The following is a 14,082-nucleotide window of genomic DNA, read 5'->3' on the forward strand; positions in this document are numbered from 1 at the left end:
CCATGCCCAACCGTTCCCAGATACAGGCCCGTGCCGCGATGATGCGTGTCCGGTTCGAGGCCGCAGGCGCGCAGATCGTGGACCCGCCGCTGCTGCAACCGGCGGGTACGCTGCTGGACCTCTACGGTGAGGATATTCGCGCGCGCGCTTATGTGACTTCGGACGCGCTGCGGGGTGAGCAGATGCTGCGCCCCGACTTCACGCTGCCCGTGGTGCAGATGCACATGCGCGAGGGGGCCGAGCCCGCGCGCTATACCTATTCCGGTGAGGTGTTCCGGCGGCAGGAACACGACCCGGACCGTTCGAACGAATATATCCAGGTCGGGTATGAGGTGTTTGACCGCGAAGATCCCGCCGGGGCCGATGCCGAGGTGTTCTCGCTGATCGCCCTGCAACTGCGGGGGCTGCCCTTGCGCGCGGCGACCGGGGATATTGGCATTCTGACGGCTGCGGTTCAGGGGCTGCGCACGACGGACCGCCGCAAGGCGGCCTTGATGCGGCATCTCTGGCGTCCCCGTCGGTTCCGTGTCCTGCTGGATCGTTTTGGGGGCCGCAAGCCTGACCTGGAAAGCCGGGCTGCGTTGCTGGATGCGGATGATCCGCTGAACACCGACGCGCCAATGATCGGCAAGCGCACTGCGCCCGAGATACTGGAACGGATCGAGGCCCTGCGGATCGACCGTGATACAGGCGTGATTTCCGAGACCGAGATGGGTGGTCTGGATTCCCTGCTGGCCGTGCGCGAGACGATGCCCTTTGCATTGGAACAGTTGCGGGACGTGGCCGTGGACCTGCCGCAGATCACCCCCGCTTTGGACCGTCTTGAGGCGCGGGTGGCCGCCCTGCAGGCGCGCGGCGTGGATGTTGAGCGGCTGGATTTCGAGGCGTCGTATGGCCGGACCTCGATGGAGTATTATGACGGCTTTGTCTTTGGCTTTTACGCCGAGGGTCGCCCGGACCTGCCGCCGATCGCAACCGGGGGGCGCTATGACGCGCTGACCCGGCAATTGGGCGACGGGGCCGAAATCCCGGCCATTGGCGGCGTGATCCGCCCTGACCTGATGCTTGAGATCGAGGAGGACACGCAATGAGCCTGAAACTGGGCGTGCCCTCAAAAGGCCGGTTGATGGAAAAGACCTTTGGCTGGTTCGAAAAGCGCGGCATCACCCTGTCGCGCAGCGGGTCAGACCGGGAATATGCGGGCAAGGTGGATGGGATCGACGGTGTGTCGCTGATTCTGCTTTCAGCCGGTGAAATCCCGCGTGAACTGGCCGCAGGGCGCATTCATCTGGGTGTGACCGGCATCGATCTGGTGCATGAAAAACTGCCCCGGTGGGAGCAGCAGGTCGAAGAAATCTCGCAACTGGGTTTTGGCAAGGCCGATCTGATCATCGCGACACCTGCCTGCTGGGTGGATGTGGATACGCTGGACGATCTGGATGCGGCGGCGGCGGCCTTTCGCAAGACGCATGGCCACCGTCTGCGGATTGCCACCAAATACCACCGGCTGGTGCGTGAGTTTCTGACCGATGCGGGCGTGGCCGATTACACTCTGGTCGACAGCCAGGGCGCGACCGAGGGCACGGTGATGAACGAAACCGCCGAGGCGATTGCCGATATCACCTCGACCGGTGAGACATTGCGGGCGAACCACCTGAAAATCCTGTCGGACGGACTGATCCTGCAATCGCAGGCGACGCTGTGGCGCAGCCGGGCCGCGAAATACGAGGCCGACGACAAGGCCGTTCTGACCGAGTTGCTGGATCGGCTGCGTTAAAGCACGCCGATCTCGGCCAACGCGCGGTTCAGATCGTCGGGCAGGGCGTCATCCTGCTCGCGGCCCTTGGGCAGGTCGGCGGGGGTGTCTTCTGGTTTCAGATAGCGCCAACCCTGAAATGGGCGTTTCAGGGCGTTCTGTGTGCGATGCACTTCGGGGTCCAGAACGATGGCGCAGCGGCGGATGCCGTCCTCACCCCGTACCTCGTCCAGTCGCAGGATACGCTGGCGGCATTGGATCACGCCCTTGATCACCCAATAGATTGATCCGCCGTTCAGAATCTCGGCCTCTCGCTTGGGCCACATGCGGGTGACATGGCGCGGACAGCCGTCCTGATACAGCGGTTTGCGGCTGTCCTGCCACGCCATCAGCGTGTCGACGCTTTCCGATCCAACCGACAGTTTGATGAGGTTCACGTACTTATCCACAGCTTTCCCACAGAGTCGTCCCAAGGCCACCTTTATATTGTAGCTTGTCGCGCCCCATCATCAAGGAGTTGTGGTTTGGATGCGGTTTGCGGTACTGTGTCCGCCTCACAGCAAAATAGGATTCGCCAATGAGCCGCTTTGCCGCCCCCATCGCCGAGCAGATCTGGGACATGAAATACCGCTTTAAACAGGCGGATGGCACACCCATAGATCAGACGGTCGAGGACAGCTGGCGGCGCATCGCCCGCGATCTGGCGCGAGTGGAAAAAGATCAGGATCATTGGGAAGAGAAATTCTATGCCGCGCTGGAGGATTTCAAATACCTTCCTGCGGGCCGCATCACCGCGGGTGCAGGCACCGCGCGGCAGGTGACCCTGTTCAACTGCTTTGTCATGGGCACCGTACCCGACAGCATGGGCGGCATCTTTGACATGCTGAAAGAGGCCGCGCTGACCATGCAACAGGGCGGCGGGATTGGCTATGACTTCTCAACCATCCGCCCGCGTGGTGCGGATGTAAAAGGCGTTGCGGCGGATGCGTCTGGGCCTTTGTCCTTCATGGATGTGTGGGATGCCATGTGCCGGACGATCATGTCCGCCGGTTCGCGCCGGGGGGCGATGATGGCCACCATGCGCTGCGATCACCCGGACATCGAACAGTTCATCACCGCCAAGTCCGACCCCGCCCGCCTGCGCATGTTCAACATGTCCGTGCTGGTGACCGATCCCTTTATGGAGGCGGTCAAGGCCGATGGCCCGTGGGAGCTGGTCTTCGATGGCAAGGTCTATCACACCGTGCAGGCCCGCGATCTGTGGAACAAGATCATGCAGGCCACCTATGATTATGCCGAGCCGGGCGTGATCTTCATCGACCGGATAAACGCCGCCAACAACCTGAGCTATGTTGAAACCATCGCGGCCACCAACCCCTGTGGCGAGCAGCCCCTGCCGCCCTATGGGGCCTGCCTTTTGGGATCGATCAACCTTGCCCGGTTGGTGGCGGAACCGTTTGAAGATGCCGCCCATCTGGACGAGACCGCGCTGCAAGAGCTGGTCGCCACAGCCGTACGCATGATGGACAATGTGGTGGATGCGTCGAAATTCCCGCTGCCCGAACAAGAGGCCGAGGCGCAAGCCAAGCGCCGCATCGGTTTGGGCGTGACTGGACTGGCGGATGCTCTGCTGATGCTGGGCCTGCGCTATGGCTCCGACGAGGCGGCGCGTCAGACCGAGCGCTGGTTGCACGCGATCGCCCGCGCCGCGTACCTGGCGTCGGTCGATTTGGCAAAGGAAAAGGGCGCGTTCCCCCTGTTCGATGCCGAGAAATACTTGGCTAGCGGCACGATGCAGCAGATGGACGAGGACGTGCGTGATGCAATCCGCGAACATGGTATCCGCAACGCCCTGCTGACCTCAATTGCGCCGACCGGGACGATTTCCTTGTACGCGGGCAACGTGTCTTCGGGGATCGAGCCGGTCTTTGCTTATGCCTACACGCGCAAAGTTCTGCAAAAGGATGGCTCGCGCACCGAGGAAGAGGTCGTGGACTATGCCGTGCAGATGTGGCGTGACAAGTTCGGCGACAAGGACCTGCCCAACTACTTCGTCAACGCGCAAACGCTGTCCCCGTCCGATCACGTCAAGATGCAGGCGGCAGCGCAGAAATGGATCGACAGTTCGATCTCCAAAACGATCAACTGCCCGGAAGACATCAGCTTTGACGCGTTCAAGGATGTGTACATGCAGGCCTGGGATCAGGGTTGCAAAGGCTGTACCACCTATCGCCCCAATGACGTGACCGGATCCGTCCTGACCGTGTCGGAAAGCGCAGATACCGCACCGGGCGAAAGCGCGGCGGCCCCGCATGAGGTGGATGGAGGCGAGGTCGTCTACATGTCTGAACCTCTGGACCGCCCGCAATCGCTGGAAGGATCGACCTACAAGCTGAAATGGCCCGACAGCGAGCATGCGATCTACCTGACCATCAATGACATTGTCATTGGTGGCCGCCGTCGCCCGTTCGAGGTGTTCATCAACTCGAAGAACATGGAGCACTATGCCTGGACGCTGGCGTTGACCCGCATGATCTCGGCCGTGTTCCGGCGGGGCGGGGACGTGTCCTTTGTCGTTGAAGAACTGAAGGCCGTTTTCGACCCGCGCGGCGGGGCGTGGGTGTCCGGCAAGTACATCCCCTCGATCCTGGCGGCGATCGGCGGGGTGATCGAACAGCACATGATCAATATCGGCTTTTTGGAAGGCGAGGGCACAGGGCTGAAATCCGACCCGCAGGCTCAGGTCGTCAATATGGACGCGCCCCGCGGCAAAGCCTGCCCGTCTTGCGGGCAGTTTGAAATGGTCATGGTCGAAGGCTGCATGACCTGCCGCAGCTGCGGCCATTCGAAATGTGGGTGAAACGGGCGCCGCTAGTGTCACGAAAGCATAAGAGTGCCAATTTAAGGCATAAGAATGCTAGATCGCTGTCAAGACTATTTTGGCAGATGTTCAGCATTGGACAAAAGGGCGGTTGGGTGTTTCCTTGCCGCTTTTCTATTTTGGTGGATCACCGAGGGCTTTAAATACGGCTTCCAGCCGGTATATCGGTCCGAAATTTTCGGCCTCTGTTCTAAAGGGCTTCACGCCTGCACGCTTTAGTTCGACTAAGAGGCTCTGCCAGTTACGACGATAGAGCCCAGCCATTAATCGTGGAGTAGCAAACTCGCGGTGGAAGGCAGACATATCTGAGGTAGTGAAGTAGGTCTGGAGCCGTCGGGTTCGGGGGTTTCGGCATTCGCTGACCTGTACATAACCGCAAGAGATCAGGCGCTTCAGGTTGCTTGGTCGGCTGAAACCCACCTGTTTTGAGAATTCTTCTATCGACATCGCCTCCAAAGGCGAAGCTTGCAGCATCGAGGAAACTTCTTCATGATCCACGAGAAGCGCTGCATAGCCTTTGAATGAAACAAGTTGACCTACGCGGTGCAATTGCCCGTTTTGGATCGCTCGGACGATTTCTGCCGGGTTGATCTTCAACCTTTGAGCGGATTTTGCAATAGAAACCCAAGGGGCCGTAGCTTGTATGAGCGGACATGATCTTGAGAACAGCGAAGTGAGAAAAGCTGCACCAGTGTCAGGATCCCAGATTGTTTTTACATCATCAGTGCTCAAGCTCGGCCGCAGTATTTTACCCCGGACGAGAAGGTCGAATTGCGAGCGGCTCATGTGCAGGCTGGCGGCGAACTCCTTTGCTGACACCAAGCGCTTCAGTTTGCGCAGCAGGTTTTCGGAACCATCAGCGTCAAAAACCTCCCACACATCTGGACGAGCGGATGGTGCGTCTGATGCAGGTATTACTTCGGCGGCGGCAAGCATTTTACGCATGCGACGCTGATCGATCTGATATTCTCGGGCTGCGGTGCGAACGGAATGCAGGCGGCGTTTTGTGGGCGTCGCTCCCAGTAAGTTTTCGCCTTTGGTAAGTGGCCAGGTCTCAATCATGTGCTCTCGCAGAATTTCTCGAAAGGGAGCGAAATCTGGATCTTCCATCGTGTCATAGGTCAGTCGTTCAAATAGCTTTGGGTAGATTTTCTTGGCGCCAGCTTGTGGACCGAGCGGCAGATAATGGAGCTTTTGCAGGGACTTCTTGATGCTTTCTGGCCCAAATTTCGCGACTTCAAACCCGCGGGCGTAAGGATGCCAAGCCCTAGAATTTTCTTGATCAGGCAGGCGTTGAAGCGCATATCCCAGAGCCTGACAAAAGCTTGCGGCAGCATGCAAGGGATGGTCATCCAACCAGTTTTCTTGTTTGTGATAGTTCAGTCTTTCTGCGAGCCAAACATCAAAATCTGTGGGTTCGCAGGTGGAATATCCGGGAGGGCTAGCAAGGAGTTTTGGCAGGATTTCTTTGAATCGGGGGGGTGAGTCGTATCGCAGTGTCGGCTTTGGCTCGTACCAAAGGGGCACAAGGGGAGTTTGGTGGCGCAGGCAAATTTGAACGTGAGGTATCGACCATTCGCCTCGCAAAGCCATAGCGTGCTCTATAGGGCCTGAAGCCGATTTTGCATCCTCGGCAAGACAGGCCAGGCACCCACGGACTTGCGGACCTTTTAGTGTTTTGGAGCTAAATAGATGTCCTCGAAAATCCATAGACCGATGCCGAGCTTTGCGCGGCGTCCAAGCTTCCAATGCCTGGGCGGGTGCCTTCGCCAAGGCGGCGATTTGGTATAGGCAATCGGTGTTGCCATCGATGGCGGACTGGAAAGATATCCCATGGTCGCGGCAGAATTCAGCGGCGCTTAAACCATTGCATGCTGCCAATCGGGACGTGAAAGAAGCAAGGGATTCTCCGGGCCGGACATCGCAAGTAAGAGGGAGATTCATCGGGATAGCGTCTTCCGCCAGTTGAAGATTCGAATGTTGTAGAGTTTTGATTTGTTCGCCGCAGGTCTGAAGCAGAAGTCCTGCTTGGTTTAATCGCGGTTGCATGGTCGTCTGAACCTGCCAGTTTCAGCCCTAACCCTGATGGTCAACCGTGCAACTGATACGAGCAGCATAGTTTTCCCTTTTTGGCAGAAAGATCTTCCTTTTTTAGTCGAAGTGGTCATTTGTCCATCGCGTAGAGAATGGCAAAATAAAGCTCATTCTAGTCGATGCGGCCTTTCGTATGAGAGGCGGCTATCTGTCGAGAAATGCGCGCACTAGTGGATTCGTGAAAACGCTGTCCGGCATACTTTCCCGCCGGTATGGGATATCGAACTTAATCAACTTGTCGGACTCGCGTGAAGCAACGATGCCAATGCTCTCGCTCATGTCCTCTAAAATATCACCGATTGCCTCAAAAGCCTCCAACGCCTTCCATTTCCCAAATTCACTCCAAAGCGCTTCGTGCACCTTGATCAAGCTTTCATAGAACGGAGCAAACCATGCAAACTCCGTCCCTTCGGTGAGTGCAGTCGGATGTGTTTCTGGGGTCTCCTGCGCAGCGGCTGCACCCAAGTAGTACGAAGAATACTTTAGCAGGTCGCCTAGCTTACCATACACTTCTGCAGAAACTTTCCCGACATCTCCATGAGTTCGATATGCCTTGATCATCTCGTAGCATTGGCTTCTGGTATCGCTCAGCACCTCAATCAAGGTTTCGAGATACCCGTCTGAGGGGTCATAGCCGATCGAGCCCGTGATACGGCATACTGCGTATTCATCCCATGCGGCCAGAATTACCTGCCAGCGCATGTTGTCTAGGATGTTTTTGTGCTTTTTCTGGAGAAGATAGCCAGGGAAAGACCTGTCAAATGCTGCCGTCACCTCCACATGTGCGCACTCGTGCGCAACTAAATGAAGTGATTGCCAAAAGTACTCAGTTTCCTCCCCCGGCTGCTCAAGGATGCTGAGCGCGTAATTCGCATTGAGGACAAGGTGCGTTTTGATAACTCCGTTGCGAATGACTGCGGGTGCCATTGCGACGCCGATAGCGGCACCTTTAGTAGCGGTGAGTTGGTAGGTAGTCTCATATCCGCGATCAAGCTCCGCCAATGCCATGTCGTAGTCGAAAGCAATCGTCACTCCATCCAAGTCGGTTAGGTCAATGGATCGGCTGATTACGCTGAGGATGGAGTGCAACTTTCCCATTGCCTCTTTGGCGTAGCTCTCATCTACAAACCCCCTAGCGATAAACTGAAGGTTGCTCGGAATTGTAATATCTTCCGGCATCTCGTCAGCCGTGCCCTCTTCATCTTGCATGAATAGTTACCTCCTGCCTGCAAAGCTCAAATTGCCTCTCTACATCAAGATATGGAAAAAAAACGCAGGTACGCAACTGCATCTAGGCAAGTAACTAGGCGACAGTGAGGACGCCCTTGTTATCAATATTGTGCCAGAAACCCACACCAAACAAACTCCGCCACATTGAATTGTCTCAGGGGCAACGAAGCACCCATCGACGCAGTAGTCCGAGTTGAGTGCGGCAGGTGGCTGCTTTGAGTCCAAATAACCCAATGTGCCGCATAGCCCAACAAATAGCAGACCATTAAAAACTGAACGTAAAACAGATTCGTACTAGAAAGGAATTTTCATTGGAAACTTGGAAGCGACAGTTCATAAAAAAACTTTTTCATTATGACGTCGATCGCTTGGATATCGAAGGTGCCTACATGGTCAAGCACCCCCATGTTCCATCCTCTCTTTATAAATTTCGATCATTTACCGAATCCCACAAAGACGCGTTTCTCAACAATACACTTTGGACAGCATCGGCTGGCAAGCTCAATGATCCCAACGAATGCGGGGCATTTTTCCGCCCCGATGCGATGGTCGTTGACGATCTAAGTAGAGAAGAGCTCGAAGCTCGGGTTAAAGAACTACGAACAAATAGTTCCAAGGTCTCTCAGCACTATAATGCAGGGATTCGGCGACCAATTACGTCATCTGAATTCATGGAGAAGCTAATGGATGAGGTTTTTCTAACTCATCCGCATGAACATGAGGAAGAGGTAAGAAAAACTCTAAAGTTTGTGCAGGATTGGGCAAACCATAAGCTGGTTCAAGAAACCTCTGAAGGTATGAGAAAAAACGTTGGCGTTTTGTCTTTATCAGCAACATTGAGATCAACACTCATGTGGTCGCACTATTCAGATTCGCACAAAGGATTCGCAATCGAGTATGATTTTGGGGCGCTCAACTACAGCGATTTGAGACGTAGAATGTGCTATCCTGTCTTTTATTCAAAGAAGCAGAGGGACATTACGAACTATTTGCGCAAGAGGCCGGGAGAGGAGCGGTTTAACAACTTATTCGGTCATTATATTGCGATTATCAAGGAAGACGACTGGGCTTATGAAAAAGAATGGAGAATTGTAACGCTAATTGGTGAGTCTTACGCAACGAGGCCACTACCAATGCCAAAACCTAGAAGTGTTATTCTTGGTAGGAATTGTTCAGATGAAAACAAAAGATGGATGCATGAAATCTGTTCGGATCGTAGCATCCACTTGACGCAAGTGTCGGCAAGCGACAGGGGTGGAAATTTAACGTTGGAAACGATAGCGAACCGATAAAGGCGTGTGTGCTTGTAGGAAGTTTTGAAGAGTTTGGCATGCGATCTTCTGAAAAGAGCCGTTTGAATAGCCACCTTGAATGACCCGTTCGTTGCGCGTCTCGGACACTCACGGAGGTTACACCGAACGGCGGCCGTGATGGCCTGGAGAAACCCCAAGCCTTCAGATCGTGACCGGGCTTCCATCCAAACGCGCCTGCACTGGCTAACGGACTGAAAAGGGGCGCCATATTCTCCCTGCTGCCCGAGTGCACAGAATTTTCTTTTTCCGAGCTAGCTGATCAACGCGGTCGCAAGTCGACGAACCACCCCGTTTCCGCCTCAAAGGATCACGTTCTATATTGCCCAGGTCTAACCTAGGGAAACACTAAGCCACCAAAAAGGAAACTCACGTGCATTCGCGAGAAACGCTTGCTCAGTTTCCCCGCGGTGTCTTGATAGCGCCCCTAAGATATTTGCTACTTAGCCGGGTGCCAGCGTGCAATTTGGTTAGAATTTCGAGTATCCGCTCACTAGATATGTCATTCAATCAAGACCATCTCTTCCTCTTTAAAAAGCCCGCCATCAAGAACTGTAGCTTGAACAGCCGCCGGATTGTCTGTGTATGCGACAATAGCCAAACTGTCTTTTGCCCTGCTTGCGGTCACATAGAAAAGCCGACGAGTACGATCCAAAGCGTTGTCAATTCCAGCCGTTTCGTTGTCGATATCTCTTTTACTTTTCTCCTTTGCGCCGAAAAGTTTATCGTAGCTGAATAAGAATCCCCTTGCCTCAGCATCGTTAATAACGACCATAACGCGTGGAAACTCCAAACCTTTTACACCCTGGTGCGTGTCAAACCCCGTCAAGCCATTTACATACGAAATATACAATCGGGCTTGGCTCAATGGTGCAGCAAGTGCCGCGCGCCAGGCTGCTATTTCTTTTTCCCACTCATCCGGTTCCCACTCGTCCGGGTCTCTATCTTCATACTCAGACGGTCTCCCTCCAACAAACGGTGTGAATGCTCGAGGCACAGAAAACATTCTCACCGCAGCAGTCAAATTCAACAACTCTTGCAATGAAGGGTCAGGATTGACCTGTATTAGTTCACGAAATTTCTCAACTGCATCTTTTGCCTCTTGCAGAACACCTTGTTGCCGTTGGCCGGCACCCTTGAGCGCTTCTTTTGAAAGAAGGGGTGATCTATCTTGTAGAATTCTGGATATCGCGAACTCATCCCCTTCAGTTATTGCGTCAATCAGATCGGAAATATCAGAGCAAAAAAACCGTAACCCCGGCAACGACCCTTCAAGAAGACCAGTTCGAAAGGCGTCATTGTTTACCTGATAAAGAGGATCGAACAGATCGCTGAAACCCATTCTTGCCGCAGCCATATGATGTTCAAGTATGAGTGTTTTGACTGAAGAGCTTCCATTACTCGCATCTGCGGTCCATAACCCATCGCCGGAGGCTTGCGCCATCAACATACGTACTTCATGCTCCAAATCGAGAGGATGTTCTTGCTTCAAGCGGTTTACGATGAATATCCTAACGCACCCACCAGGTTTATCTTCCCTCGCTCTCTGACGTTGCTTATCAACCGGGGAACGAATTTGATTTATCAAATCAACAATCCGAGATCGGCTTCTGTGGTTCATTTTCTTCGCAGGTTGCGCCCACTCTGCCGGAATAAAATCTTGCTTTCCCAAGCCCTGATGCCCATCAGCATAAATCCTCTGCATTGTATCCCCTAAAAGACCGACACAGAAGCTACCACGATGATTTTCTTCAGTATGCAATATCGCTTCTAGAAGATGACGATTGGTATCTTGGCTTTCATCAATCAATAAAACCGGAAAGCCATCGACGAGTACCTGCTGGATCGTGGGTTTCTCTAATAGTAAGCTGGTGACTATCTTGAGAACTTCCCCGTGGCTGAGCGAGTCTCTGCCACTGTTATCGCCTGATGGATTATAGACAAACTCTGGAATCTCGTTGAGCGTGGATAGCCTTTCCATTTTTGACGAAATTGAGCGTTCGGTATCCACGAAAATTTTTGTATCTCGGCGTCTTCGGTTTGCTTGTTCTGCCTCCATAGTCGCAATGGATGAAGCGAGATCATTTTCCAACCACTCACGTATGTCGGACTGATGATCGCGAATTAACTGCCATGCGAACGAATGTATTGTATTAACAACTACTAATGGGTCTTGTTTAGTTCTTTCAACAATCTCGTCACGGGCAGCCTTAGTGAACGTGATGACAGCAACTTTTTTGCCTCTCACTTGTAGCCACCTACGATTAGCCAAAGAGGAATCGTCAACCGACCGAAGGTAATCAATAGCCTTCACAAGAGATTTAGTTTTACCCGAGCCAGCTCCCGCAAAAAGGAAAAAACTTTTTAGAGAATCGAGATTTAGGCAGTTTTGTATTTTCTCATCAACCGCATCGTCCACATTGTCATCGTTCACTTGCTCAGTCATTGTCGGCTTCTCCAGCCAATACGTCTGACTTTTTGGTTTGAAGTCGCTGTTCCAGCCATCCCAAACCCTCTCCGATATAATTTGGAGGATTTATTTTTTCGAACCCATCACCACTCAGTACATCAAGTGCAAATGAAGCCTTGCTTCCATTTTCGAGCGCGCAGAACATCTCCTTTGCAACTGCGTTCCAGTCAGGCAGGTATGCGAGGGCTTCTCGGAATTTTTTTGTCATTCCGTACCCGTCAAGGCTTTTGAAATATTCTTCATTCTCAAGCGCGAGCGAATCTTCAAATGTGCTGGGGATTATCTCAATGGTGTTATCCCCCTGTTTTTTCTTGATTGCAGTTTGATATGCAACACGAACGGCAAACAGAGGGTCTGAACACTCAATTTTCTTTTTGGATGGTAGATTTACCAACTCATCTAGACTTGACTTCTTCGGAAGCCATTTCTTGAGGGTCGCATTAGTCGTGACTTGTTCATCACCCATTTGAGGCAATACAGATTTTAGCTTCGCATTTTCACCCTCACCTTTTTTTGAAGCATCAATGTCCGTAATCACTAGCGTCAGTAAACCAAGCTTGTTGATTAACTCTTCGAGCCTATGTGCGTGGCTACCGTTGATTTCCAAGAGTGTGACGAAGCACTGATGTAAAAAGGAAAAATGTTCCCTGATAAAGAGAGGAACTAACATTCTTTCTGCTGAACCTTCTATAAGTATTGCAGCATCGGCAAAAAAAAGGTCTGAGTGCTGAGTCCGGAGATATCTTGTGACAAAGTCCTGGGTGTCTTTTTCGTTGTCCCCGAAAACCTCCTTGAGGTTTACCACTGTCGAGGTGGGCACTTTTGTTACCATGCCTGCTGGTAGCCGACGAAAATACCTCAAGCAATTGAACGGAGTTTCGTGCGCGACATGACTTGAGTGAGTGCTGATAACGAGTTGAGTCGTTAGGTGAGGGCTCTTGCGCAGTCGATCATGATCACGCAGTACTTGATAGGCTTTCTTAATGAAGACTTGTTGAACTTGAACGTGCAGGTGTGCCTCTGGCTCTTCAAGCAACACTAGGTGAATTGGTTCAAAAACAGTATCATCAGATTTCTCTGCCTTTCCAACTCGCATCCAGGCATCCCGGAAGCGCATAAGTTTGAAAACCATTGAAATCAAGTTTTGATAGCCCAGCCCATTTTGATTTTCTGGAAGTCGCATCAACCGGTGCGACGAGGACGGTCCCATCGCATAGGAGACTGTAGTTCTATGCTGAAGAATTTCCCCAGCCTTTAACTCGGAAGAAACTTGAATATGCGGGTCAGTGACACCTGGATAGTTCATTCCTTCGACTTCTTTAAAAGCCGGTTTGAATGCTTCGTCTATCCTCTGATCGAAAGCTTTCCTCGCTGTATCAATGGCTTCTAGTGCGCCAAGATCATCTGGTGACGGATTCTCAGTAGGATCAAGGTGCTTTTCATGATAGTAGCTCAGTTGACTGGAGAGCTTTCTTCCCGGAAATGCTTCTGACCTATCGTCCGCACCACTCACTTCTCCATCGTCGCTCATGCCACGCTGTGCGGGTTCAAAATTCACCCTGATTAACTTATCTAATGGATCTTCTTTCAATTGTCGTGCTGATGGGTTGAGCAGCTGAGGGCGTGCGCGCATTGCCTCTGGTTTCTCTATTTTCTTCGGGTCAAGAGGGTATACGCACAGTTTAAAGCGTTTGGGTATTTGGCGTTCCAAATACTCTGGAAGGTCAGACGGCCAAAACGGCATCTTGGGCTCGACATATTCGCTATTGCATTCTTCAGCTTGAGCTTTTGCCCTCGCAACTGCGGCCTCGAAAAGCTCTTTCGCCTCACCTCTTGCTTTACGGAAATCGTCAAAAAGCTCTTCGATATTCGATGGCTCAAGCCTTAGGCGAATTCCAATCAAACCACCTGACCAATTCAGGTTGGGCATCATTGAGCTAACATAGTGAAATTCACCGTCTGAAACTTTTAGCCATAGGTCCAGATGAGGAAGTAAAGAAACCCATTCTTCCAAATTTGCTGGTGCAGCAACGCCGGAGGTTGGGTCATAATTCTCCCAGATATCGCCAATCTTCTCGAGCTCGGGAATGTGGCTCAAAGTGAAGTCATGAATTCTGAATGCTCTTCCGGACTGGCTCAGAAATTTTCGCATCGCGAGCATAGCGGAAGTCTTTCCGCTGTTGTTCGCCCCGACAAAGATGGTTTTTTCCGGAGAGAACTCTATCCTTGTTGCAAGGAGTTTTCGAAAATTTCCAACCTCAATAAAATCAATTTTCATTGGCTAACCTCTTGTGTTGTCAGCATTTTAGGGGATGTGAAGTCGTGCACAACTAAAAAGCGC

At 52.5% G+C, this 14,082-nt stretch carries 9 protein-coding genes; 4 read left to right on the plus strand and 5 right to left on the minus strand.

Annotation, left to right across the window (positions count from 1 at the left end; translation table 11 throughout):
* Window positions 1-2 precede the first annotated feature (2 nt).
* Entirely contained in the window at window positions 3-1,091 is a 1,089-nt protein-coding gene (locus ACR0J5_RS01340; protein ID WP_480650059.1) for an ATP phosphoribosyltransferase regulatory subunit, read from the plus strand.
* Window positions 1,088-1,777, plus strand: a complete 690-nt coding sequence (hisG, locus tag ACR0J5_RS01345; protein ID WP_480650060.1) for an ATP phosphoribosyltransferase — start codon at window positions 1,088-1,090, stop codon at window positions 1,775-1,777. Before ACR0J5_RS01340 ends, hisG begins: the two co-directional genes overlap by 4 nt.
* Here hisG and ACR0J5_RS01350 read toward each other — a convergent pair.
* The gene (locus tag ACR0J5_RS01350; protein WP_480650061.1) at window positions 1,774-2,205 is read right to left on the minus strand and encodes a DUF1489 family protein; all 432 of its coding nucleotides are present in this window, start codon (window positions 2,203-2,205) and stop codon (window positions 1,774-1,776) included. The genes hisG and ACR0J5_RS01350 overlap by 4 nt on opposite strands.
* 128 nt (window positions 2,206-2,333) lie before the next feature.
* Here ACR0J5_RS01350 and ACR0J5_RS01355 point away from each other — a divergent pair, with 128 nt between their 5' ends.
* A complete protein-coding gene (locus ACR0J5_RS01355) occupies window positions 2,334-4,616 on the plus strand; it encodes an adenosylcobalamin-dependent ribonucleoside-diphosphate reductase (protein ID WP_480650062.1) in 2,283 nt (760 codons plus the stop codon).
* Window positions 4,617-4,751: 135 nt separating this feature from the next.
* Here the strand turns inward: ACR0J5_RS01355 and ACR0J5_RS01360 are convergent, their stop codons facing one another.
* Both ACR0J5_RS01360 and ACR0J5_RS01365 read right to left on the minus strand, forming a co-directional pair.
* Complete coding sequence (locus ACR0J5_RS01360; RefSeq protein WP_480650063.1) at window positions 4,752-6,686, minus strand: TniQ family protein; 1,935 nt, start codon at window positions 6,684-6,686, stop codon at window positions 4,752-4,754.
* A 189-nt stretch (window positions 6,687-6,875) separates the two neighbouring features.
* A complete protein-coding gene (locus ACR0J5_RS01365) occupies window positions 6,876-7,940 on the minus strand; it encodes a hypothetical protein (protein ID WP_480650064.1) in 1,065 nt (354 codons plus the stop codon).
* A 332-nt stretch (window positions 7,941-8,272) separates the two neighbouring features.
* Here ACR0J5_RS01365 and ACR0J5_RS01370 point away from each other — a divergent pair, with 332 nt between their 5' ends.
* Window positions 8,273-9,253 carry a DUF2971 domain-containing protein gene (locus ACR0J5_RS01370; RefSeq protein WP_480650065.1) on the plus strand — a complete coding sequence of 327 codons (981 nt, stop codon included), beginning with the start codon at window positions 8,273-8,275 and terminating at the stop codon, window positions 9,251-9,253.
* Window positions 9,254-9,773: 520 nt separating this feature from the next.
* On the opposite strand, the gene ACR0J5_RS01375 is transcribed toward ACR0J5_RS01370, so the two are convergent.
* Window positions 9,774-11,717 carry a UvrD-helicase domain-containing protein gene (locus ACR0J5_RS01375; RefSeq protein ID WP_480650066.1) on the minus strand — a complete coding sequence of 648 codons (1,944 nt, stop codon included), beginning with the start codon at window positions 11,715-11,717 and terminating at the stop codon, window positions 9,774-9,776.
* Window positions 11,710-14,019 (minus strand): AAA family ATPase, encoded by a 2,310-nt coding sequence (locus ACR0J5_RS01380; RefSeq protein ID WP_480650067.1) that lies wholly within the window; start codon window positions 14,017-14,019, stop codon window positions 11,710-11,712. The genes ACR0J5_RS01375 and ACR0J5_RS01380 overlap by 8 nt, the downstream gene beginning before the upstream one ends.
* Window positions 14,020-14,082: the final 63 nt, after the last annotated feature.

Source organism: Ruegeria sp. BE1 (genome assembly GCF_056538885.1).

Coding starts and splice junctions, on each gene's coding strand:
- ACR0J5_RS01340 (WP_480650059.1), top strand. CDS start 3: ATGCCCAACCGTTCCCAGATACAGGCCCGTGCCGCGATGATGCGTGTC.
- hisG (WP_480650060.1), top strand. CDS start 1,088: ATGAGCCTGAAACTGGGCGTGCCCTCAAAAGGCCGGTTGATGGAAAAG.
- ACR0J5_RS01355 (WP_480650062.1), top strand. CDS start 2,334: ATGAGCCGCTTTGCCGCCCCCATCGCCGAGCAGATCTGGGACATGAAA.
- ACR0J5_RS01360 (WP_480650063.1), bottom strand. CDS start 6,686: ATGCAACCGCGATTAAACCAAGCAGGACTTCTGCTTCAGACCTGCGGC.
- ACR0J5_RS01365 (WP_480650064.1), bottom strand. CDS start 7,940: ATGCAAGATGAAGAGGGCACGGCTGACGAGATGCCGGAAGATATTACA.
- ACR0J5_RS01375 (WP_480650066.1), bottom strand. CDS start 11,717: ATGACTGAGCAAGTGAACGATGACAATGTGGACGATGCGGTTGATGAG.
- ACR0J5_RS01380 (WP_480650067.1), bottom strand. CDS start 14,019: ATGAAAATTGATTTTATTGAGGTTGGAAATTTTCGAAAACTCCTTGCA.